The organism is Streptomyces sp. BB1-1-1 (genome assembly GCF_031597775.1).
Classification (GTDB): Bacteria; Actinomycetota; Actinomycetes; order Streptomycetales; family Streptomycetaceae; genus Streptomyces; species Streptomyces thinghirensis.
In genome coordinates this window covers 1888898-1911703 of sequence record NZ_CP134203.1, presented here as the reverse complement: position 1 = coordinate 1911703, position 22806 = coordinate 1888898, and the positions used below count along the sequence as shown (strand labels likewise).

The 22806-nt window shown below is 69.7% G+C and carries 15 protein-coding genes; 7 read left to right on the top strand and 8 right to left on the bottom strand.

The features are described from left to right. The first annotated feature begins 86 nt into the window (after positions 1–86). Complete coding sequence (locus RI578_RS08795; RefSeq protein ID WP_310870584.1) at positions 87–1142, top strand: beta family protein; 1056 nt, start codon at positions 87–89, stop codon at positions 1140–1142. A gap of 367 nt (positions 1143–1509) precedes the next feature. On the opposite strand, the gene RI578_RS08790 is transcribed toward RI578_RS08795, so the two are convergent. The 6 genes from RI578_RS08790 to RI578_RS08765 form a co-directional block, all read right to left on the bottom strand. Continuing rightward, positions 1510–2505: a carbohydrate kinase gene (locus RI578_RS08790; RefSeq protein ID WP_310870583.1), complete on the bottom strand. Its 996-nt coding sequence runs from the start codon at positions 2503–2505 to the stop codon at positions 1510–1512. Positions 2506–2685: 180 nt separating this feature from the next. Beyond that, positions 2686–4152, bottom strand: coding sequence for a glycoside hydrolase family 32 protein (locus tag RI578_RS08785; RefSeq protein ID WP_310870582.1), 1467 nt, complete (start codon positions 4150–4152; stop codon positions 2686–2688). Between the two features lie 76 nt (positions 4153–4228). Next, a complete protein-coding gene (locus tag RI578_RS08780) occupies positions 4229–5101 on the bottom strand; it encodes a carbohydrate ABC transporter permease (RefSeq protein ID WP_310870581.1) in 873 nt (290 codons plus the stop codon). Between the two features lies 1 nt (position 5102). Continuing rightward, on the bottom strand, positions 5103–6038 hold the full coding sequence (locus RI578_RS08775) for a sugar ABC transporter permease (RefSeq protein ID WP_310870580.1): 936 nt from the start codon (positions 6036–6038) through the stop codon (positions 5103–5105). A 65-nt stretch (positions 6039–6103) separates the two neighbouring features. After that, positions 6104–7408 carry a sugar ABC transporter substrate-binding protein gene (locus tag RI578_RS08770; RefSeq protein WP_310870579.1) on the bottom strand — a complete coding sequence of 435 codons (1305 nt, stop codon included), beginning with the start codon at positions 7406–7408 and terminating at the stop codon, positions 6104–6106. A 146-nt stretch (positions 7409–7554) separates the two neighbouring features. Beyond that, positions 7555–8589, bottom strand: coding sequence for a LacI family DNA-binding transcriptional regulator (locus RI578_RS08765; RefSeq protein WP_310870578.1), 1035 nt, complete (start codon positions 8587–8589; stop codon positions 7555–7557). 269 nt (positions 8590–8858) lie between these two features. Here RI578_RS08765 and RI578_RS08760 point away from each other — a divergent pair, with 269 nt between their 5' ends. From RI578_RS08760 to RI578_RS08740, 5 genes are all read left to right on the top strand, one after another. After that, the gene (locus RI578_RS08760) at positions 8859–11792 is read left to right on the top strand and encodes a GH32 C-terminal domain-containing protein (protein ID WP_310870577.1); all 2934 of its coding nucleotides are present in this window, start codon (positions 8859–8861) and stop codon (positions 11790–11792) included. A 203-nt stretch (positions 11793–11995) separates the two neighbouring features. Continuing rightward, complete coding sequence (locus tag RI578_RS08755) at positions 11996–15250, top strand: GH32 C-terminal domain-containing protein (protein ID WP_310870576.1); 3255 nt, start codon at positions 11996–11998, stop codon at positions 15248–15250. Positions 15251–15357: 107 nt separating this feature from the next. Then, entirely contained in the window at positions 15358–15609 is a 252-nt protein-coding gene (locus RI578_RS08750) for a DUF2399 domain-containing protein (RefSeq protein WP_310870575.1), read from the top strand. A gap of 645 nt (positions 15610–16254) precedes the next feature. Next, positions 16255–16773, top strand: a complete 519-nt coding sequence (locus RI578_RS08745; RefSeq protein WP_310870574.1) for a transglycosylase SLT domain-containing protein — start codon at positions 16255–16257, stop codon at positions 16771–16773. 450 nt (positions 16774–17223) lie between these two features. Then, positions 17224–17814 carry a DUF262 domain-containing protein gene (locus RI578_RS08740; protein ID WP_310870573.1) on the top strand — a complete coding sequence of 197 codons (591 nt, stop codon included), beginning with the start codon at positions 17224–17226 and terminating at the stop codon, positions 17812–17814. A gap of 86 nt (positions 17815–17900) precedes the next feature. Here the strand turns inward: RI578_RS08740 and RI578_RS08735 are convergent, their stop codons facing one another. Together RI578_RS08735 and RI578_RS08730 are read right to left on the bottom strand one after the other, a co-directional pair. Further along, entirely contained in the window at positions 17901–19430 is a 1530-nt protein-coding gene (locus RI578_RS08735; RefSeq protein ID WP_310870572.1) for a UDP-N-acetylglucosamine 1-carboxyvinyltransferase, read from the bottom strand. A 75-nt stretch (positions 19431–19505) separates the two neighbouring features. Continuing rightward, on the bottom strand, positions 19506–19703 hold the full coding sequence (locus tag RI578_RS08730) for a DUF4236 domain-containing protein (protein WP_079160105.1): 198 nt from the start codon (positions 19701–19703) through the stop codon (positions 19506–19508). A gap of 318 nt (positions 19704–20021) precedes the next feature. On the opposite strand from RI578_RS08730, the gene acnA reads away from it, so the two are divergent. After that, complete coding sequence (gene acnA, locus RI578_RS08725; protein ID WP_310870571.1) at positions 20022–22736, top strand: aconitate hydratase AcnA; 2715 nt, start codon at positions 20022–20024, stop codon at positions 22734–22736. The last annotated feature ends 70 nt before the right edge of the window (positions 22737–22806 follow it).

The following is a 22806-nucleotide window of genomic DNA, read 5'->3' as shown; positions in this document are numbered from 1 at the left end:
CGAAATCGCCCTCTTTTCAACTGCTTCGAGATGAACGGACCCTGGCGGGAAGGGATGCGCACGGACGGTGCCGAGGGGGAACCGCGATGTCCGGACCGCTCTATGTTCCCGTTCTGCCGACGAAGCCGCACGCGGCCGGGGCCTTCCGGCGGCTCTGGCCGGACGTCCGGGCCGCGATCAGGCCGCTGTGGAACCTGCCGCCATTGCCTGGGGTGCTACCGGAGACGATGGACACGGTGGTCGGCACGTACGTCGATCGAGTGAGTGTTGTGAGCCGTCACGGTGGATGGATCGACGCCCCCTTCGGTGAGGACACCCAAACCGCCGCCCTCGCCGAAGCGTTGGCCGTCTACTGCGAGTTGGGGCGGATGCGACCGGTTACGGGGCCGGAGAGGAGCGCGGAGCAGCAGGTGGCGGCCGTGGAGACGGCCCGCCGCTGCCTGCGCGGCCTGGGCGTGCGGGTCCGGGTCACGGGGGAGTGGGACGGCCGCCTCGGAGAGGGCGTCAGGGGCTTGCTGGCGCTGACCGGTCCGGAAATGCCCCTGGATCTGCTGCTCGACATGGGCGAGGTCCTCGACGACCGGCCCGACGCGGGCAAGGAGGCGCTGCGCGCCCTCGACGCGCTGATGCCCTTGGTGGTCTGGCGGAGCGCCGCCCTGCTCGGTGGCGGCTTTCCGCGGGCCACCGCCGACATGCTGGAGGAGGGATCGTGCGAGGCATCGCGGGCGGAGTGGCGCATGTGGCACGAGGTGCGCGCGACGGGCCGGGCCTACGCCCAGCTGCTTGGCTACGGCGATTACGGGGTGCAGCCCCCCGGCGCCCTCGCGCAGGCCCCGGCGCCGGGGAGGAAGGGCGGCCCACCCTGGGGTGCGCTCCGTTACACGACCGACAGCTCGTACTTCGTCGTCAAGACGCTGACCCGAGGGCCGGACCGGGTCGCCGTCAACCGTGTCGCGGCCCGCCGGATCACCGAGCTGCCTGAATTTCGGGGTTCTGGGGCCGGGCAGGGTGAGGAGTGGCTGACTGACTGTGCGAACGGTCCGCTAACGAGCAGTGAGGGTGTGGGCGGGCCCACGGAGTGGCTGCGGGCGGGAAACCTCCAGCACATGACGTACGTCGTACGGAGCCTGTCCGACGGTTGAGCGGGCGGTCGGCCAGGCTCCGAGGAGCCCGGCCGTCTGGAGCCGCTGATTCGTTCAGCTCCCGCGAAATCAGCGTCAGTCGTAGTGAAAGGCGGTGAGGATCTCGCGCAGGTCCTCCGCCGCAGCGGCGTACCCGTGCTCGACGCTGACGTCGGCGAGATGCCGGGCTCAGCGACTGTCCCTGCCACAGCCGTTGCGCGTGGCCGTCGCCGACCAGCCGGGCGACGGGCACCAAGTCCTGCGGATCGGTGGTCATGAGCCGTTTAGATGTCCCTGACCTGGGGAGATGACCTTTCCCTTCTTTCACCGTCGTGCCACTTGACGCCGCTGAAAGTCCCAGAAAAGTCCCAGAGGCGGCTGGAGCCCTTCAGTCCGTTGGCCGCGGCAGGAGTCGTCCGACGCCGTGCCCTGGCCTCGACTCCTCCGCCCAGGGCGGGTTCGCGCCGGGGACGGAGCACGTCAGGGCGGCGACGTGGGCGGCGAACGAGCAGGCGTCGGTGAGGTCGTCGAGGGTCAGCCTGTCGAGTCGGCCGCCCAGGTGCCCGAGGCCGGCGAGGCGGTGGAGCAGGCCCGCGGTGAAGGAGTCCCCGGCACCGACCGTGTCCGCGACGGTCACGGACGGGGCCTTGACGGTGACGCGTTCGCCGTCCAGGGATGCGAGGGCGCCGCGCCCGCCGAGGGTGAGGACGACAAGGCGCGCACCGGCAGTGTGCCAGGTGTCACAGGCTTCTTCGAGACCCGAACCAGGCGCAAGGAGGGCACAGTCGTCCTCGCTGAGGCGGAGGATGTCGGTGACGGCGCACCAGTGGGGCAGCCGTTCGCGGTAGGCGGAGGGCGGTACGAGCAGGGGGCGGACGTTGGGGTCGACGGATATGGTGGCGCGCTCGCGGACCTGTGCGAGGTGTTCCTCGATCCGGCTGCCACCGGGCCGGCGGATCAGCGCGAGGGAGCCGGTGTGCAGACAGACCACGTCGTCGTTCCGCGTCGCGGCGAGTTCGCTGTCGGTCCACTGCCAGTCGGCGGCGCCGTCGGCGTAGAAGGTGTAGACGGCCTGGCCGGTCGCGTCGAGGTCGGCGACGGCGAGCGTGCTGGGCTCGGACGTGGTCACGCTGCCGGTCAGGTCGACGCCGGAGGCGCTGAGACGGGCGCGGAAGAGGGTGCCGAAGGCGTCATGGGAGAAGCGTCCGAGAAAGCGGGTGGGGGTGCCGAGTCGGGCGAGGGCGACAGTGGTGTTGGCCGGGCCTCCACCGGCCAGCGCCCGCAGGGCCAGTCCGCCGGGATCGGACCGGTCGTGGTCCTCGAAGATGTCGGCGACGCACTCGCCGAGGACGTCGACGCTGCCGGGGGACCCGGGTCGGGCCATGGTGACTGTCTGCCTCTCAGGTAGGGCGCGAGGCTGTCGCCCCGCGCCACGGAACGCAGCCGAGGGCGCCGTAAGGGCGTGGGGCGCTGCGGTGGACATGCCTGCCGCACACGGTGCGGAGGGCGCGTGGCCTGTCCGTGTGCGGGCGGGCCGGCCTTCAGGGTTCGTGCGGCCCGGGCATCAAGCGCCCTGTGTTCCCCGGCCCGCCAGTTGGGCTTCTCGGGGGAGGTCTTCCGTGGTCAGGTTCCAGGCCGCGACGGCGAACTCGCTGTGTCCTGACCCCGTCGTACGGACCTGCAGCCGCCACGGTCCGTCGGTGGACGGGTAGAACCTCAGGGTGAGGACCTGCTCGTCGGCCAGGTAGACCTCGGCTATCGAGCGGTCCACGATCACACCAAGTTCGACGGGGGCGTTGGGGCGTGCCGCGGCCGGCCACGGCGCGGTGTACGTCCCTCCCCGTGCCCGCGCGTCCGGTGAGGCGTGGGTGCGGTCGACGACGAGGCGGCCTGCCGTGGGGTCGAGGCCGATGTCGAGGTACTCGGAGCCGTCGGCCGAGGTGATCAGGCGCAGTCCGCTCGTACCGGTGGTGTCCGGCACGAGGGCGGCGGTGAGGTCGAAGGTGTGGCCGACCCGGCCGAGTTCGGCCGGATCGGTCCGTGTGACGTGCCCGGTGCCGTGCAGGACGCGCGGGCCGCGCAGGGCCAGCAACTCGCGGGCGGGGCGCTGGACGACCGCGCCGTCGGCGGTGAGGCTCACCTCACGGGGCAGCGTGAGCACGCCTGCCCACCCCGCTTCGTGTGCCCAGGCGTCGTCCCGGGCTTCCCAGGCCCAGCCCCACATCAGCCAGCGGTCTTCCCCGGGGGCCTTCAGCAGGGCGGGGGCGTAGAAGTCGGGACCGTGGTCCAGCGGCACGGGGTCCGTGACCGCTACGAAGCGTCCGTCCTTCTCCCGGCCGGTGACGACGGTCGTGTGGCTGGGGCCGTCCTGCGGGGTCCAGTCGCTGAGGATCAGGGCGCTTCGGTCGCCGAAGGTGGCGTACTGGGGACACTCCCAGCCGATCGGACCAGTGCCGGCGGCGGTGTCGCTGGTGTGGAAGGGGCCGCGGTAGGTCCAGTGCTCCAGGTCGTCGGACTCGTACAGTTGCGCCGCGGCGCGGCCGTCGTCGAGGGCGGACCCGACGAGCATCCGCCAGCGCTCGTCCTGCCGCCAGACGTAGGGGTCCCGGTACATGGTGGTGTCGGCGGGCGGTTCGGGGATGAGCAGGTGGGGGCGTTTGGTCCAGGTGCGACCGTTGTCCGACGACTCGGCGGTCGTGATCGGCTGCCACCAGCGGTCATTGCGGTGGGCGGAGTAGAAGGCCACCATGCGGTTGCCGTCGGAGACGGCGTTGCCCGAGTAGCAGCCGTCGGCGTCGTAGCCGCCCGGGGTGGGGGTGAGGGCGACGGGGAAGGGCTCCCAATTGATCAGGTCGGGACTGCGGTAGTGGCCCCAGTGCACGTTCGCGTGCTGGGGGCCGTGCGGGTTGTACTGGAAGAACACGTGGTAGTGGCCGTCGTGGAAGACCAGGCCGTTGGGGTCGTTGATCCAGTTGCGGGGCGGTCGCAGATGGACGGCGGGCAGGTGGGGGTCGGCAGGCGACGTGGACACACGGGGCCTTTCTCAGGGCGTGCGAAGCGCACGCAAGTCATAAGGGCGCGGCGGAACCGTCAGCGCGGTGCGGGGGTCAGCCCTTGACGCCGGTGGAGGCGATGCTGTTGACGAACGACCGCTGGAACGCCATGAACAGGGCGAGGATCGGCACGGTGATCATGGAGGCGTAGGCCATGATCTGGCCCCAGCCCACGTTCAGCTGGAAGAAGTAGGAGATGCCGACCATCACCGGTCGCAGTTCCTCGCTCTGTACGACCATCAGCGGCCACAGGTAGGAGTTCCAGGCGGGCAGAAAGGTGAGGATGGCGACCGTGGCGACGGCCGGACCGGACAGTGGCATCACGATGCGCCGGTAGATGGTGAACCAGCCGGCGCCGTCCATGATCGCCGCTTCGTCGAGTTCCTTGGGGATGCTCTGGAAGAACTGGTGGAAGAAGAAGATCGAGAAGGCATTGGCGACGAACGGCAGGATCTGCACCTGGTAGGTGTCCATCCAGCCGGTGGTCCACTCCAGGTGGAAGCCGTTCACGCGGAGCAGTGGCAGCTGGTTGACCCACCACACCAGCGGCAGCGCGAAGGTCTCGAAGGGCACGATGAGGGTGGCGATGACCGTCGTCAGGACGAGCTTGCGGCCCGACCACCGCATCCGTGCGAGCGCGAAGGCGGCCAGGCTGTTGACGATGATGCCGAGCACCACGGTGATCGACGAGATCAGCACGGAGTTCAGCAGGAACTGTGCCGCGGGGACCCGTTCGAACATGCCGGTGTAGTTGTCCAGCGACAGGGCTCCGACCGGCAGGAAGGCGCTCAGCGAACCCAGGTCGCCGAAGATCTGGTCGTCCGTCTTGAAAGACGAGACCAGCATGAAGACGAGCGGGAGCGCGAAGACCAGGGCAAGGACTATGCGACCGGCGTGACCGCCGAGCCGCTTGAGGAGGGAGGTCATGTCAGTCCTTCTCCCGGGTCAGGAAGCGCTGGACGAGCGACACGGTCAGGACGAGCACGAAGAAGATCAGCGAGATGGCCGCCGCGTAGGCGGTCTGCTGCTGGTCGTAGCCGGTGCGTACCGCCTGGTAGACGACGGAGGTGGTGGAGTCGAGCGGGCCGCCTTGCGTCATCACCCTGATCTGGGTGAAGAGGCTGAACGCGGCGATCGTGATGGTGACGAGTACGAAGGTGCGGGTGGCGCGCAGTCCCGGCCAGGTGACGTGGCGGAAGCGGTGCCAGGGTGTGGCGCCGTCGATCTCGGCGGCCTCGTACAGTTCGGCGGGGATGGTCTGCAGGCCGGCCAGCCAGATGACCATGTGGAAGCCGACACCCTGCCACACCGACATCAGGATGATGGCGGGCATAGCGGTGGCCGGGTCGCCCAGCCAGTCCGGGCCTTGGACGTGGCCGAGGGTGAGCGTCGAGATGACGTGGTTGACCAGGCCGTCCTCCCGGTAGAGGAAGGTCCACAGGAGGGACACCACGACCATCGAGGTGACGACCGGCAGGAAGTAGACGGTGCGGAAGAAGTTGACGCCCCGTACTTTCGCGTTGACCAGGAGTGCCAGGACCAGGGCGAGGCCGGCCTGGAGCGGGACGACGACGGCGGCGAAGTACGCGGTGTTGCGCAGGGACTTGTAGAAGACCGGGTCTTCGAAGAGCCGGGTGAAGTTGCGCAGGCCCACGAAGCGGGCCGGGGTGGGCGAGATGAGCCTCGCGTCGGTGAAGGCCAGGGCGAAGGCGAGGGCGACCGGTACGACGAGGAAGACGATCAGCAGCACGACGGCCGGGGTGGCCATGCCGAGGGCGGTGAGGCTCTCACGGCGACGGGCGTTGGTCGTTCGGGTTCGCCGGACCGGGCGCAGCCGCTCAGGGGCTGCGGTCTTGGTGGTCACGGTATCTCCAGGGAGCCGGTCCGGTTCGGGCGGCGCGGTCGGGGACCGAACCGGACCGGGGCGGGTCAGCCTGCGTAGTTGTTGTTCGTCTTCAGGTTGTTGTCGATGTTCTTCGCGGCCTGGCCGAGAGCGCCCTCGGGGTCGGCACCGGCCAGGATGTCCTGGGCCGCCTTCTGGAACTCGGTGGAGATGTACGGGTAGGCCGGGGTGACCGGACGCACCGTGGCGTACTCGCGCGCGAACTGGACGAGCACCTCGAACTTGCCGCCCGGCTGGTAGTCCGCGATCCGCCGCGCGGCGGCGTCCGTGGCGGGGATGGTGCTGGTGGCCTCGGCGTAGTCGACGAAGTACTTGGTCTGGCGGGAGAACTTCAGCCACTCCTGCGCGCCGTCCTTGTTGGAGCAGGTGGAGCTCATCGCCCACTGCCAGGAGGCGCCGCCGATCTTGGGGCCCTTGCCGAAGTCGACCGGCGGGATGATCGCCAGGTCGTCGCCGAGCTTGTCGGCGTTCTTGGCCGCGTTCCAGCTGCCGTCCCACTGGATGGCGCTCTTGCCGGCCAGGAAGTCCTTGTTGGGGTCGGCTCCGGACTTCTTCGCCATGTAGCCCTTGGTCACCAGCGAGCGGAACCAGTTGCCCCACTCGACGGAGTCCTTGCCGTCGAGGGTGCCGGAGGCGGTCTTGTAGCCGTCGCGGTCGATGAGGTCGCCGCCGAAGCTCTGCAACTGCGGGGAATAGGCGTACGGCCACCACTCGCCGCTGCCACCGGTGCCCATCTCCAGCGGGTAGGCGAACTTCCCGCTCTTCTCCAACTCGGCCAGCGCGGCGTCGAACTCGCCCTTGGTCCAGGGCTTGTCCATGGTGGGTATGCGGATGCCGTGCTCGTCCAGGACGGACTTGCGGGCGAAGAAGGCCAGGGAGACGTCGTAGAAACCGAAGGAGTACAGCTGGTCCTTGTACGTCCCGACGGTGCTGGCCAGTTGGTCCTTCACCGGCACCTCGCTGCCGGAGACGTCGATGGGGGCCAGGTAGCCGCCCCAGGCCCAGTTCGCCACGTTGGGGCCGTCGACGTCGAGCAGGCAGGGCAGCTTGCGGGCCGAGGCGGCGGCCACGACGGAGTTGTTGTAGTCGGTCTGCGGGAACGACTGCAGCTCGACCGTGTACTTGTCCTGGGATTCGTTGAAGTCTTTGATGATCTTCTTGACGACATCGAGCTCGGCCGAGTTGCCGGCGTTGTGCGTCCACAGGGTCAGCGTGTCGCCGCTGGCCCCGGACGAGCTCCCGCCGGTGCCGGACGCGCACCCGGCGACGAGCGCGGTCGCCGCCGCGGCGGCTACACTCGCAAGCGCGAGGCGCCTTCTTCTGAACACCACGAGGTTCCTCCATCTCACGGAGGCGGGTCTTGCAGGACCCGCCCTTGGCGACCGGTTGCCTCGGTCGCTGTTCTTGGTGGCCGTCCCGCCGCCCGCTCCAGGGTCATCGGAGCGGGCGGCGGGACGGCTGTCTTCGGGTGCCGGTGTCACTCCCCGGCGGGTGCACCCAGGGAGGCACGCTCCCGCAGCGGCATGGGTACGCGGTGTACGGCCGCTTCGAGCGGCCCGCCGCGGAGGATGAGCTCCACAGCGAGGCGTCCGAGCTGGTAATGCGGCAGTTTCAGCGTGGTGAGCGCCGGCCGCAGCACGGAGGCGATGTCCTGGTCGTCGAACGAGATCACCGACACGTCGCCCGGCACCGACAGCCCCGCCTCACCGAGCGCCTGGTAGGCGCCGAAGGACACCCTGTCGGCCAGGCACACCAAGGCCCGGGGCCGGGTCCCCGCCGCCAGCAGGGCGGACACCTCCCGGTAGCCGTCCAGCGTGTCCCAGTCGCACTCGATGACACCGTCCAGATGGGCGCCGCCCTCGCGCAGTACTTCCTCCAGGCCGCGCATGCGCTCGTTGCCGGCGATGATCCCTTCGGGCGTGGCCGGGACGGCCTGGTGGCCGCCGATCGCCCAGATGCCCTCGGTGTGACCGGCCGCGAGCAGGGCGCGGGCCGCGCCCCGGCCGGCCTCCAACTCGTCCGGGACGACGGACGGGGCGTCGAAACCCGGGGCCAGGCAGTTCAGCAGCACCACGCGGCGTCCGAACAGTTCCTTGGGCGGAGTGACGTACCGGGTGAACATGGTCGCGTAGATCACCGCGTCGACCTGGCGATCCAGCAGCGCGTGGACCAGGGACGACTCGGCGGCACGGTCGCCGCCGGCCTCCGTGATGAACAGCAGGTGGTCATGCTCGCGGGCGGCCTCCATGGCGCCGCGGATCACGTCGCCGGCGAACGGCGTGGTGGTGATCCGGTCCGAGACGAGTCCGATGGTCTGCGTGGACTTCGTGCGGAGGCTGCGCGCGGTGACGTTCGGGCGGTAGCCCAGTCGACTGGCCGCTTCCAGGACCCGCCCCCGGGAGGCGTCGGAGATGCGCATGTCGGTGCGGCCGGACAGGGCGAACGACGCGGTCGTCGGCGATACGCCCGCCTCGCGGGCGACGTCGGCCATGGTCACGCGGCGTTCGGACATCGGTGGATCAGCTCCGCTCGGCTAAATCGGATTAGCAAGATGCGATGAGGGTGCTGCACTCGTCATGCGCTGTCAACACCCCGGACATCTCGCCTGCGTAACGACGGCTCTCTGCGGTGGTTTACACACTTCTAGGCGACGCGAAGTTGAAATCCGTATGCGTTAGCTCTTGCTTTAGCGGCGACGGCGCACGAACCATGCCGACCCATCACCTAAATCGAATTGGCAGGCCGTCAGGTCGTCGTCCGTCACGCAGCCCAGGAGGCAGCATGAGGAGAAGAACAGCCCTCAGCGTCGTATCCGCCGCAGTCGGCGGCGCCGTCGTGCCGCTCTCGTTCGCGCCCGCTTTCGCTGCCGCCGGCGGTCGGTCCGGCCCTCATGAGCCCACCGCCCGCTGGGACTTCGACGAGCGGTCCGGCGCGGTCGCCCGCGAGGCGGTCTCCGGATCGGCCACCCCGGTGGACTACGTCTTCAACGACGCCCGGTACAAGCCCGACAGCGACCCCGTACGCCGCCGTGGCGTGCGCGGCCGGGCCTTGTACTTCGACGGCTACTCCACCTACGTCACCGCCGAAGGGCCGGGCAAGCTCGACCTCGCCGACGGCATGACCGTCGACGTGTGGATCGCCCCCCACGCCTACGAGCACGGCATCGACGGCAAGCCCCAGGCCCTGGTCAACCAGCACGACCCGGGCGCCAGGACCGGCTTCCTGCTCGGTCTGCGCCGCTTCGGGCAGATCGTCTTCCAACTGGGCTTCGGTACCGACCTGATCGAGGTCCAGGGCGTCCCGGACCGGCCGGCCGCCAAGGGCAGGTGGAGTCACGTCGCGGCCACCTACGCCCCCGCCGACCGCCGGCTGCGCCTCTACCTCGACGGCCACCTGATCGGCTCCGCGGCCACCCCGGACAAGGCCCCCGAACCGGCGGCCGGCGAGCCCCTCCTCATCGGGAAGCACAACCGTCCGACGCTGCTCAACGGCGAGTTCCACGCCAACATGTACATGGGCCTCATGGACAGCCTGGCGATCCGCCCGGGCGCCCTGGACGACGCGACGGCGCGGCGCGAGCACGCCGAGAGGATCGCCGCGCTGCCCGGTCACCGGGTGCCCCGCCCGGACCTGGCCCCCCACCGGACCCGTTTCGACGGCGACCGGCACCGCCCCCAGTTCCACATGCTGCCGCCCTGGCACTGGATGAACGAGCCGCACGCGCCCGTGTACTTCAAGGGCAAGTACCACATCTTCTACCAGCACGACCCGCTCGGACCTTTCTGGGGCCAGATCCACTGGGGGCACGCCGTCAGCACCGACATGGTGCACTGGCGCGACCTCCCCATCGCCCTCGCCCCCACCGCGGACTCGGCCGGCCCGGACGGCATCTGGTCGGGATCCGCCTGCGTCGACGGCGACCGCGGACCGGTCCTCTTCTTCACCGGAGGCGACGACCGCCTGCCCTACCGCCAACGCACCGGTCTTGCCGTGTCCACCTACCAGGCCGACGGCGACACCGACCTGCCCACCTGGACGATGCGCTCCCAGCCGGTCACCGAAGCCCCGGCCGGTCTGCCGGCCGGTCCGGGAACCGCGTGGGCGGAGAACTTCCGCGACCCGTTCGTCTGGGAGGAGGACGGCGTCTGGTACCAGCTCGTCGGCAGCGGCATCGTCGACTACGACGGCGCGCGGGTCACCCGCAAGCACGGTGGAACCGCTCTCCTCTACACCGCCCGGCGCCCCGAGGGGCCCTGGACATACCGGGGTCCGTTGCACCGGAACGACCTCGCCACGCTGCCCGAGCCCGGTGAGGTGTGGGAGCTGCCGGTGCTCCTCCCGCTCCCCGGTCCCCGCGGCCGGCGCACCGGCAAGCACATTCTGCTGATCTGTCCGTGGTGGGAGGGGTTCAACCCGAACGCCGTCAAGCACACGTACTACTGGATCGGCACCTTCGACAAGCGCGAGCACCGCTTCGTCCCGGACCACGACAAGCCCCGCGAGTTCGACTTCGGCGAGCACTTCACCGGCCCGTCCGGTTTCGTCACCCCCGACGGCCGGTCCGTGGTCTTCAGCATCACCCAGGACCGCCGCAGCGAGCAGCAGCACGCCCAGTCCGGCTGGGCGCACAACGCCGGCATGCCCGTGGCCGTCTCCCTGCGCCAGGACGGCACCCTCGGAGTCGAACCGATCGCCGAGGCCGCCGGTCTGCGGGGCCGGCGACTCGCCCGCATCCGGCAGACCTCGGTGGCGGAAGCGAACCGGCGGCTCGCCGGGGTCTCCGGCGACCTGCTGGACATCAGCGCCGTCATCGAACCGCGCGGCGCGCGGACGATCACTCTGGCGGTACGGGCCTGCGCCGACGGCACCGAGGAAACCCTGCTGACCTACGACACGGCCGAGCACCGCTTCCTGATCGACCGCAGCCGCTCCAGCCTCGACCCGGACGTCCGCAAGGGCGTCCACGGAGACAACGTGGAACTCGACGGCGGGCGCCTCACGCTCAGGGTCCTGCTCGACCGGTCGATGCTGGAGGCGTACGTCAACGGGACCAACAGCATCACCAGCCGCGTCTATCCCACCCGCGAGGACGCCACCGGCCTGCGCCTGTCCAGCGAGGGCGGATCGGCCCGCGTCGTGTCCCTGGACGTCTGGCGCATGAACGGCGCCTACGACACGCCGGCCGCGCCCGCCGCGTACGACCCGCCGCGCCCGACGGACGTCGACGCGCTGCCCAACCACGACTTCGCCACCGGCGACCTCACCGGCTGGACCGTCGTCTCCGGCACGACCTTCAGCGACGCCAACGTCACCACCCGCACCGACTGGGGCTGGGGCGGCCCCTTCTACCAGGCCGAGACCGAAGACGACCCGACCGGCCACCACCTGTGGGGCTTCAACCCCTCCGCAGGCGGCGACGGCGCCACCGGCGTCCTGCGCTCCACCACTGTGGTCCTCGGCGGAGACGGTGCGGTCGACCTGCTCGTGTCCGGCGGCAACGACCCCGACCGGCTGTACGCGGCCGCCGTCCGCGCCGACGACGGCAAGGTACTGGCCAAGGCCATCGGCCGCAGCACCGAGCAGTACCGCCGCGTCGTCTTCGACCTCTCCGCCCACATCGGCGATCGGATCTACATAGAGGTCGTCGACCGGGCCGACGGGGGCTGGGGCCACATCAACGTCGCCGACGTCAACGTTCCCGTCCGGCGCTCCTGACCCCCCCGGCCCCGCTCCACGTACGCGTCGGCCCCGGACCGTGCCGCGCCTAGGGCCGGCGTCCTGCTCCGCCCGCTCAATCCAACCCCACACCGACGGAGGTTCCCATGCGAACCCGTGCACCATCGAGAGCCGCGACCGGACACAGTCTGGTGCGTCTGCTGCTCGCACTCGCGATATGCCTGGGCCTGACATCACCCCTGATGACGCAGACCGCCGACGCGGCCGAGACCAGCCTGTCGAACCCCGACTTCGAGTCCGGCGACCTCAGCGGCTGGACCACCACCGGAACCGCCTTCACCGGAGCGGTCACCGACGACCCGGGCTGGGGCTGGGGCTGCTGCTTCAACCAGCAAGGCTCCTACCACCTGTGGGGATTCACCGCGGGCGGCGACGCCGCCACCGGCACGGTGACGTCAGAGCCGTTCACCCTGACCGGTACCGGCATGGTCAGCGTCCTCGTCTCCGGCGGCCGTGACGAGAACGACCTCTACGCGGCCCTGACGACCCTCGACGGAACCGTGCTGCACAAGGCCACTGGAACCGACGACGAGGCGTACCGCCGCGTCACCTGGGACGCCCGGGGGCACCTCGGCGAGCAGCTGCGCGTCACCGTCGTGGACAAGGCGACCGGCGGCTGGGGCCACATCAACCTCGACGACGTCCGCGTCGGCACCGACCCGGCACCCACCGCGGCAACCTTGTCGAACCCCAGCTTCGAGACCGGCGACCTCAAGGGCTGGACCACCACCGGAACCGCGTTCAACGGTGCCGTCACGGACAAGACCGGCTGGGGCTGGGGCTGCTGCTTCAACCACGCGGGCACCCGCCACCTGTGGGGGTTCGCCGCCGGCAGCGACGCCCCCACCGGGACGGTGACGTCCGAGCCGTTCACTCTGACCGGTACCGGCATGGTCAGCACCCTGGTTTCCGGCGGCCGCAATGAGAACGACCTGTACGCGGCCCTGACGACCCTCGACGGAACCGTGCTGCACAAGGCCACGGGGACCGACGACGAGGCGTACCGCCGCGTCACCTGGGACGCCCGCGAGCACCTCGGTGAGCAGCTGCGCGTCACCGTCGTGGACAAGGCCACCGGCGGCTGGGGCCACATCAACCTCGACGACGTCCGCGTCGGCACCGACCCCGCACCCGATCCCTCTCAGCGGGGACTCGCCGCCCACTGGGACTTCAGCGAGGGGAAGGGCACCACGACCAGGGAGAAGGTCAGCAAGGCCGCCGACCCCATCAGCTACGTCTTCAACGACGCGCAGTACAAGCCCGACAGCGACCCGCTCTGGCGCCCGAAGAACGAAGCCGACGGCGTACTCTCCGGCGCCCTGCTGTTCGACGGCTACTCCACCTGGGTCACCCGCGCCGCTGCGCAGACGCAGTTGCCCACCGACGGCCTGACGGTCGAGGCGTGGGTCGCGCCGCGCGCGTTCGAGTGGGGAGACGACGGCAAACCGTCCGCCGTCGTCAACCAACAGGACAAGGCGGCCAAGCGGGGCTTCTCCCTCGGTGTCGGCCGGCACGGCAGGTGGCAGTTCGGCATCGGAACCGGCGACGCGTGGCACGAGGTGACGGTCCCGAAGCCTGCGGCCCTGGCCGCGGGCAAGTGGGCCCACCTGTCCGCCGTGTTCGCTCCGAGCGAGGGCGCGATCAGGCTCTTCCTCAACGGCGAGCAGGTCGCCCAGACCGCCGTCCCGTCCAACGCGCGGTTGGCCAAGGCCGACGTTCCCCTGATCATCGGCCGTCACAACCAGCCCGCCATCATCAACGGCACCTTCGCCGTCAACATGTTCAACGGACTCATCGACGAGGTGAAGATTCACAACAGCGCCCTCACCCCCACGGCGGTCACGGCCGGCCACCAGAAGGACGTACAGACCTTCGGGGGCGGCACCACTCCCGAGGCCCAGATGGAGATGGACCGCTCCCGGTACGACGGTGACCGCTACCGCCCGGGCTACCACTTCACCGCCCCGAACCACTGGATGAACGAACCCCACGCCCCCATCCAGTACAAGGGCAAGTACCACCTCTTCTACCAGCACAACTCCCACGGTCCCTACTGGCACAACATCGCCTGGGGGCATGCGGTGAGCGAGGATCTCGTCCACTGGCGCGACCTGCCCGTCGCCCTCGCGCCCACCGAGGACAGCGTGGCCCCCGACGGGGTCTGGTCCGGTGACGCCGCCTACGACGAGAACGGCGTGCCCGTCCTGCTGTTCACCGCCGGCAACGACTCCCAGCGCCCCAACCAGGCGACCGGGCTCGCCCGCCCCGTCGACTCCGGCGACAGCGACCTGGTCGAGTGGAAGATGCACCCCACCCTCGTCACCAGCCAGACCGCCGACCTGGACGTCGGTGCCGGACGCAAGGTCCGCTTCGGCGACTTCCGCGACCCCTTCGTCTGGAAGGAGGGAGACACCTGGTTCCAGCTGATGGGTTCCGGCGTCCAGACCACCGACGGCAAGGACATCGGCGGCACCGCCCTCCTCTACACCTCCAAGAACCTCACCGACTGGACCTACTCGGGCCCCCTGATGACCGGTGACGTGGCGGCCCACCCCAAGACCGGCCAGGTCTGGGAGCTGCCCACCTTCCTGCCCATCGGAAAGGACGCCCAGGGCCGCGAACGCCGGGCCCTGCTCATCAACCCGGCCTTCCCCGCCGGCCCCGGCGAGTACAGCAGCAAGTACGTCTACTACTGGGTCGGTACCTGGGACGCCCAGGCCCGCCGCTGGACCCCCGACACCACCGAACCCCGGCTCATGGACTACGGCGACCACTTCACCGGACCCAGCGGAACGGTGGACGACAAGGGCCGTTCCCTCGTCTTCAGCATCGCCCAGGACCGGCGCACCGAACGCGCCCACTACGACGCCGGCTGGGCCCACAATGCGGGCCTGCCCATCGAAGTGTCCATGCGGCCCGACGGCGACCTCGGATTCCACCCCGTGGAGGAGGTCTCCCGACTCCACACCGGCGAACCGCTCCTGGACATCAGCGCCCCGACCTCTCTCACCGACGCCAACACCCGCCTGGCAGGCATCAAGGGGGACATGCTCCACATCAAGCTGACGATGGAACGCGGCACCGCCGACACCTTCGGACTCGACGTACTCCGCAGCCCCGGAGACGAAGAACGGACCCGCATCTTCTACGACGCTCCCGCAGGGCAGCTGGGCGTCGACCGGACACGCTCCGGGAACAACTCCAGCGCCGAACCCGGTTTCGGCATCCACAAGGGCCCGCTGGCGCTCTCCAACGGCACCCTGACGCTCGACGTGTTCGTCGACCGCTCGATGGTCGAGGCGTACGCGAACGACCACAAGTCCGTCACCACCCGCGCCTACCCCTTCCGCCAGGACTCCCTCGGCCTGCGCCTCTTCGGCGACGGCAGCGTCATCAAGTCCATGACCGTCTGGAAGATGGGCAACATGACCGACTGACCCAGCCACCCTGCTCGACGGCCCCGGGCGCCCACGCCCATGCCGGCCCGGTCCGCGAGCTCGCCGCGGGCTGGGCCGGCGTACAGCCTGGTCAGCTGTTCGCGGGCATGTACGACTCGGGCCACTGCCTACCGGGGCGGCGGCCCGAGTTGCGTTCCGACTCGGGCGCAAAGTCCCAGAGAAGTCCCACGGCCCGCCTCCTCTACCACGGTGATTTCGACTGGGGCGGGGTCCGCAGCGCCACGCCACTGGCGCGAAGCGTCCCCTGGCGGCCGTGGCGGTACACGGCGCCGGAATACCGGGCAGCCGGTGACCACACTGGCCGAGGTCCCGGCCCTGAAGGCCCCGGCCCTCCCTGAAGAGCCCGCCCGCCGCCCCCCCCGGGGGACCCGGCCCTGGCCGTCGCTCTCGCCGAGTGCGGTGTCCGGGCCGAGGAGGAAACGGTGCTGAACGACCTGCTCACGGACCTCGGCACGCGGTCCCGCTGAGGCGCGTCCCCCGGCCGCGGCGGGCGCGGAATTCTGCGCGTACCGACTGACCACCCTCGTCACGCGCGTCCTCGTGCACCACCTCGCCCCGTACCGGGACGCCGGCCTTCCTGACGACCCCGAAGGGTGACTGCGCCGTTTCGTCGAGTGAGACGCCTGACTCCGCGGAGTGACGAGAGGTGAGGCAGAGTGACCGGCTCTGTGAGGGCGCGCACAGGGCTCACGTCACACGGGGCCCGGGTTAGTAGACGCCCGACGGCCGCTCGCCCGGCCGTCCGGGCGAGTCACGCGGCCGGTCTGCGAAGCGGCGTAGTAGGTCACACACTTGTCGCGGCGCCGGAGCGTTCCGCAGTGTGTTCGGCGTACCGGGGAGCCGAGCGCCGGGACCGGACGGGAAGAGCCCGTCCGTGATCCAGACACCGGCCCTGATGACGTGAAGCCGCGTCCAACGCGGACACCGCGTCGCCGACCCCCCGTCGGCCTCCCCATCACGTTCCCGAATGGAGAGGTACACCCGTGCACGCCATCATGCGCCGCCCCAACTTCCGCAAGTCCGCCGTGGCCTCCCTCGCCGCCGCTGGTGCCGCCGCCGTCACCCTCACCCTCGCCCCGAGCCCGGCACACGCCGCCGAGCCGGCCAAGGCATCCACCGCGCAGACCCAGGCCCAGACCGACAAGATCAAGGCCATCGTCAAGGCCGGCGAGAAGAAGCACGGCGATGACCTCGACGGCTGGATCCGCACCGCCCTGGACGTCATGGACGCCAAGAACATCCCGGGCACCTACGAGGGCCTGCACCGCAACATCATGCGCGAGTCGTCCGGCAACCCGCACGCGCAGAACAACTGGGACGTCAACGCCCAGAACGGCATCCCCTCGAAGGGCCTGCTCCAGACGATCCAGCCCACCTTCGACGCCTACCACGTCAAGGGCACGAAGGACTCCATCACCGACCCGGTCGCCAACATCGTCGCCGCCTGCAACTACGCGGCCGACAAGTACGGCTCCATGGACAACGTCGACTCCGCCTACTGACCGGCGGACCCACCGACCGCCTGAGCCCCCGGGACAACCGGTCCCGCGCGGAGGCCGGCGGGGCCCAGGCAGCACGGCGGGGCCGGAGGGACGACACGTCCCTCCGGCCCCGTCTGCGTCGCACCCCGTGCGTTCCACAAAAGTCCCAGAGGTGCCACCACGCCCCTTACGGCCGTACGGAGCCTGTCCGGCGGTTGAGCGGGCCGTCGGCAGGCTCCGAGGGACCTGGCCCGGCCCTGCACGCGGCTCAGTCGAACAGCTGTGCCAGCGCGGTCTCGCCCGACAGGATCCGCCAGGCGGGCATCCGCACCGTCCGGCTCACCGGGTGTCCGCCCACAAGTAGGGCCCGCTCCAGATTCAATCAAGCCCGACCGAGACGTGCAGTGGCTGTTTCCGGTGTTCCGGCTGTTCCAGGTGAGCCGGGGTGAGTGTCGGTGGCCGGCGGAGCACGTGACCCTCGACGAGGCGACGGACCTGCTGACAGGCGCCGCCGTGGCGTCGGCGTACGTCGACGTTCTGCACGGCGTCGGCCCCCTCGCTCACGCCCATTTCCCCGCATCGCGGATCACGTCGCTGCCGTTCGACGGGGGACACGGTGGTGGGTGGCGAGTGAGGGCGCGAGGTAGGCGGACGGATCCTCGGTCCGGCCCGGACAAGGGAGGCCGGACACCCCCCCAGCCGCCGGAGATCACGGAGGAGCACTTCCTCGACACGGGCACCGGAGTCGAGGCGGAGACCGAGGCCGAGGACGCGCCGCCGGAGATCGACAGGCCGTGGAACCCGGAGCAGATCCGGGTCAACACCAAGCAGTTCTCGCTGCGCAACGCCCTGGACATGATCGAGGACGGATCGCTGGAGCTGGCCCCGGACCTCCAGCGCGGCCGGGTGTGGAAACCCAGGCAGAAGTCCCGGCTCATCGAGTCCGTGCTCTTGCCAGATCCCGCTTCCCGCCTTTTGCTTCGCCGAGGACACCGACGGGCTCATGCGCATGGTCGACGGCCTCCAGTGCCTGCCGACCATCCACGACCCAAAAGTCCCTGAGAAGTCCCACAGGCGAAGCCGAATCCCCTCCTAGCTCGCATAAGTGCAGGTCAGGAGGGGCTTAACGGCGTTGATTCTGGCGGCTTTCAGATGTCCCGGAAGATCTCGATCTGCGCCCCGATCGAGTTCAGCCGCTCGGCCAGGTCCTCGTACCCGCGGTTGATGACGTACACGTTGCGCAGTACCGACGTGCCCTCGGCGGCCATCATCGCCAGGAGGACGACGACGGCGGGGCGCAGGGCGGGCGGGCACATCATCTCGGCGGCGCGCCAGCGGGTGGGGCCCTCGACCAGGACGCGGTGGGGGTCCAGGAGTTGGAGGCGGCCGCCGAGGCGGTTGAGGTCGGTGAGGTAGATGGCGCGGTTGTCGTAGACCCAGTCGTGGATGAGGGTCTGACCCTGGGCCGAGGCCGCGATGGCCGCGAAGAAGGGGACGTTGTCGATGTTGAGGCCGGGGAAGGGCATCGGGTGGATCTTGTCGATCGGCGCCTCCAGCTTCGACGGCCGGACGGTCAGGTCCACCAGGCGCGTACGGCCGTTGTCGGCGAAGTACTCCGGCGTGCGGTCGTGGTCGAGGCCCATCTCCTCCAGGACCGCCAGCTCGATCTCCAGGAACTCGATGGGGACGCGGCGGACCGTCAGCTCCGACTCCGTCACCACGGCGGCGGCCAGCAGGCTCATCGCCTCGACCGGGTCCTCGGAGGGGGAGTAGTCCACGTCGGCGTCGATGACCGGCATGCCGTGCACGGTGAGGGTGGTGGTGCCGATGCCTTCGATGCGGACGCCGAGAGCCTCCAGGAAGAAGCACAGGTCCTGGACCATGTAGTTGGAGGAGGCGTTGCGGATGACGGTGACGCCGTCGTGGCGGGCGGCGGCCAGGAGGGCGTTCTCGGTGACCGTGTCGCCCCGTTCGGTCAGCACGATCGGGCGGTCCGGGCGGACGGTGCGGTCGACCATCGCGTGGTAGTGGCCCTCGGTCGCGGCGACGTCCAGGCCGAAGCGGCGCAGCGCGATCATGTGCGGCTCGATGGTGCGGGTGCCGAGGTCGCAGCCGCCGGCGTAGGGCAGCCGGAAGCGGTCCATGCGGTGCAGCAGCGGGCCGAGGAACATGATGATGGAGCGGGTGCGGACGGCGGCCTCGGCGTCGATGGCCTCCATGTCCAGCTCGGCCGGCGGCACGATCTCCAGGTCGGTGCCGTCGTTGATCCAGCGGGTGCGTACGCCGATGGAGTTCAGCACCTCCAGGAGGCGGTAGACCTCCTCGATGCGGGCGACCCGGCGCAGCACCGTGCGCCCCTTGTTGAGCAGCGAGGCGCACAGCAGGGCCACGCAGGCGTTCTTGCTGGTCTTGACGTCGATGGCGCCGGAGAGGTGCCGGCCGCCGACCACCCGCAGGTGCATCGGGCCCGCGTAGCCGAGAGAGACGATTTCGCTGTCCAGCGCTTCGCCGATGCGGGCGATCATCTCAAGGCTGATGTTCTGGTTGCCGCGCTCGATGCGGTTGACGGCGCTCTGACTTGTGCCGAGCGCCTCGGCAAGCTGTGACTGCGTCCAGCCGCGGTGCTGCCGGGCGTCACGGATGAGCTTGCCGATGCGTACGAGGTAGTCGTCTGCCATGAGGTTGAGGCTATCTCAGATATGAGATGGCACCTCTCGGGGGGTCCGTTGGAGTGACGGGCCGTCAACGGCGTCTCAATGATGCCTGGTCGAGCGGGTGCGCCGCCATCCGAAAGGTCCGGGCAAATCCATCGATGTCGTACGACGTCCTGTGCTGCTGCGGGTGTGGCGCGGGCCGTTCCTGCCGCCGGTCGTGATGGACCAGGAACGTTTGTTGATGTTCAGTCGTACTCCGGGGAGGATCCGGAAGCTCTTGCGGAACGTGAGGGGCATCGTGCCTCCTTCCGAGTCGTGCCGGGATGTTCCCGGCGCAAGTCGGATACCCCCGTTCTGCGTAGTGATGGCCGTGCGGGTCACTCGGGGTGGGTGCGGGGTGGGGCGTACGCCACACCGCGCCCGGGCATGACCAGCTCGCCCCCATGTACTAGAGTTATCTCGACATCGAGATATCTGCCGAGGCGCACCGCAGTCGCACGCCGCTATCGGGCCTGGTGGTAAGGGTTACCTAACTTAGCCCAACCTTAGCGGATCGGCCAGGGCGGCGTGGCGGCAGGATGCGGTGGTACGCGCACATAAATGAAGGAGACTGTCGTGTCGGCGAACAGCTTCGACGCCCGCAGCACACTGCAGGTGGGCGACGAGTCTTACGAGATCTTCCGGCTGGACAAGGTCGAGGGCTCCGCGCGCCTTCCCTACAGCCTGAAGGTGCTGCTGGAGAACCTCCTCCGCACCGAGGACGGCGCGAACATCACCGCCGACCACATCCGCGCCCTCGGCGGCTGGGACTCGCAGGCCCAGCCGTCGCAGGAGATCCAGTTCACGCCGGCCCGCGTGATCATGCAGGACTTCACCGGCGTGCCCTGTGTCGTCGACCTCGCCACCATGCGCGAGGCCGTCAAGGAGCTGGGCGGCGACGCGGCGAAGATCAACCCGCTGGCGCCGGCCGAGCTGGTCATCGACCACTCCGTCATCGCCGACAAGTTCGGCACCAACGACGCCTTCAAGCAGAACGTCGACCTGGAGTACGGCCGCAACAAGGAGCGCTACCAGTTCCTGCGCTGGGGCCAGACCGCCTTCGACGAGTTCAAGGTCGTCCCGCCGGGCACCGGCATCGTCCACCAGGTGAACATCGAGCACCTGGCCCGCGTCGTCATGACCCGTGACGGCAAGGCCTACCCGGACACCCTGGTCGGCACCGACTCGCACACCACCATGGTCAACGGCCTCGGCGTCCTCGGCTGGGGCGTCGGCGGCATCGAGGCCGAGGCCGCGATGCTCGGCCAGCCGGTCTCCATGCTGATCCCGCGCGTCGTCGGCTTCAAGCTGACCGGCGAGCTCACCCCCGGCACCACCGCCACCGACCTGGTCCTCACGATCACCGAGATGCTGCGCAAGCACGGCGTCGTCGGCAAGTTCGTCGAGTTCTACGGTGAGGGCGTCGCCGCCACGTCGCTGGCCAACCGCGCCACCATCGGCAACATGTCGCCGGAGTTCGGCTCCACCGCCGCGATCTTCCCGATCGACGACGAGACGCTGAACTACATGCGCCTGACCGGCCGCAGCGACCAGCAGGTCGCCCTCGTCGAGGCGTACGCCAAGCAGCAGGGCCTCTGGCTGGACCCGAAGGCCGAGCCGGACTTCTCCGAGAAGCTGGAGCTCGACCTCTCCACGGTCGTCCCCTCCATCGCCGGCCCGAAGCGCCCGCAGGACCGCATCGTCCTCGCGAACGCCGCCGAGCAGTTCAAGCAGGACGTCCGCAACTACGTCGACAGCGTGGACGAGGCGGGCCAGGAGTCCTTCCCGGCCTCCGACGCCCCGGCCGTCACCAACGGCGTGCCGTCCAACCCGGTCCCGGTCACCGCCCCCGACGGCACCACCTACGAGCTGGACCACGGTGCGGTGACGGTCGCGGCCATCACCTCCTGCACCAACACCTCCAACCCTTACGTCATGGTCGCCGCCGCCCTGGTGGCCAAGAAGGCGGTCGAGAAGGGCCTGACCCGCAAGCCGTGGGTCAAGACCACCCTCGCCCCGGGCTCCAAGGTCGTCACCGACTACTTCGAGAAGGCGGGCCTGACCCCGTACCTCGACAAGGTCGGCTTCAACCTCGTCGGCTACGGCTGCACCACCTGCATCGGCAACTCCGGCCCGCTGCCGGACGAGGTCTCCAAGGCCGTCAACGACCACGACCTCGCCGTCACCTCGGTGCTCTCCGGCAACCGCAACTTCGAGGGCCGGATCAACCCCGACGTCAAGATGAACTACCTGGCGTCCCCGCCGCTGGTCGTCGCCTACGCCCTCGCGGGCTCCATGAAGGTCGACATCACCAAGGACGCCCTGGGTGCCGACCAGGACGGCAACCCGGTGTACCTGAAGGACATCTGGCCGACCGAGGCCGAGGTCAACGACGTCGTCGCCAACACCATCGGCGAGGACATGTTCTCCAAGTCCTACAGCGACGTCTTCGCGGGCGACGCCCAGTGGCAGGCGCTGTCGATCCCGACCGGCGACACGTTCGAGTGGGACAGCGAGTCCACCTACGTGCGCAAGCCCCCGTACTTCGAGGGCATGCAGATGGACCCGGCCCCGGTCGAGGACATCTCCGGCGCCCGGGTGCTGGCCAAGCTGGGCGACTCGGTCACCACCGACCACATCTCCCCGGCCGGTGCGATCAAGGCCGACACCCCGGCCGGCAAGTACCTGACGGAGCACGGCGTCGAGCGCCGCGACTTCAACAGCTACGGCTCGCGCCGCGGCAACCACGAGATCATGATCCGCGGCACGTTCGCCAACATCCGCCTGCGCAACCAGATCGCGCCGGGCACCGAGGGCGGCTACACCCGCGACTTCACCCAGGACGGCGGTCCGGTGTCGTTCATCTACGACGCCTCCCGCAACTACATCGAGCAGAACATCCCGCTCGTCGTCCTGGCCGGCAAGGAGTACGGCTCCGGCTCGTCCCGCGACTGGGCGGCCAAGGGCACCGCGCTCCTCGGCGTCAAGGCCGTCATCGCCGAGTCCTACGAGCGCATCCACCGCTCGAACCTCATCGGCATGGGCGTCCTGCCGCTCCAGTTCCCGGAGGGCCAGACGGCCGGCTCCCTCGGCCTGACCGGCGAGGAGGCCTTCTCCGTCTCCGGCGTCACCGAGCTGAACGACGGCACCACCCCGCGCACGGTGAAGGTCACCACCGACACCGGTGTCGAGTTCGACGCGGTCGTCCGCATCGACACCCCTGGTGAGGCGGACTACTACCGCAACGGCGGCATCCTGCAGTACGTGCTGCGCAGCCTGATCCGCAAGTAGGCGGAGACGCACAACGGTTGAGGGCCGCACCCCCGGGTCACCGGGGGCGCGGCCCTCACTCTTGCCCGCC

What these genes read in the sequence shown, in the direction of transcription:
- RI578_RS08755 (WP_310870576.1), top strand. Translation starts at nt 11,996, where the DNA reads ATGACGCAGACCGCCGACGCGGCCGAGACCAGCCTGTCGAACCCCGAC.
- RI578_RS08795 (WP_310870584.1), top strand. Translation starts at nt 87, where the DNA reads ATGTCCGGACCGCTCTATGTTCCCGTTCTGCCGACGAAGCCGCACGCG.
- RI578_RS08790 (WP_310870583.1), bottom strand. Translation starts at nt 2,505, where the DNA reads ATGGCCCGACCCGGGTCCCCCGGCAGCGTCGACGTCCTCGGCGAGTGC.
- RI578_RS08750 (WP_310870575.1), top strand. Translation starts at nt 15,358, where the DNA reads ATGTACGACTCGGGCCACTGCCTACCGGGGCGGCGGCCCGAGTTGCGT.
- RI578_RS08735 (WP_310870572.1), bottom strand. Translation starts at nt 19,430, where the DNA reads ATGGCAGACGACTACCTCGTACGCATCGGCAAGCTCATCCGTGACGCC.
- RI578_RS08780 (WP_310870581.1), bottom strand. Translation starts at nt 5,101, where the DNA reads ATGACCTCCCTCCTCAAGCGGCTCGGCGGTCACGCCGGTCGCATAGTC.
- RI578_RS08760 (WP_310870577.1), top strand. Translation starts at nt 8,859, where the DNA reads ATGAGGAGAAGAACAGCCCTCAGCGTCGTATCCGCCGCAGTCGGCGGC.
- RI578_RS08730 (WP_079160105.1), bottom strand. Translation starts at nt 19,703, where the DNA reads ATGCCCCTCACGTTCCGCAAGAGCTTCCGGATCCTCCCCGGAGTACGA.
- RI578_RS08765 (WP_310870578.1), bottom strand. Translation starts at nt 8,589, where the DNA reads ATGTCCGAACGCCGCGTGACCATGGCCGACGTCGCCCGCGAGGCGGGC.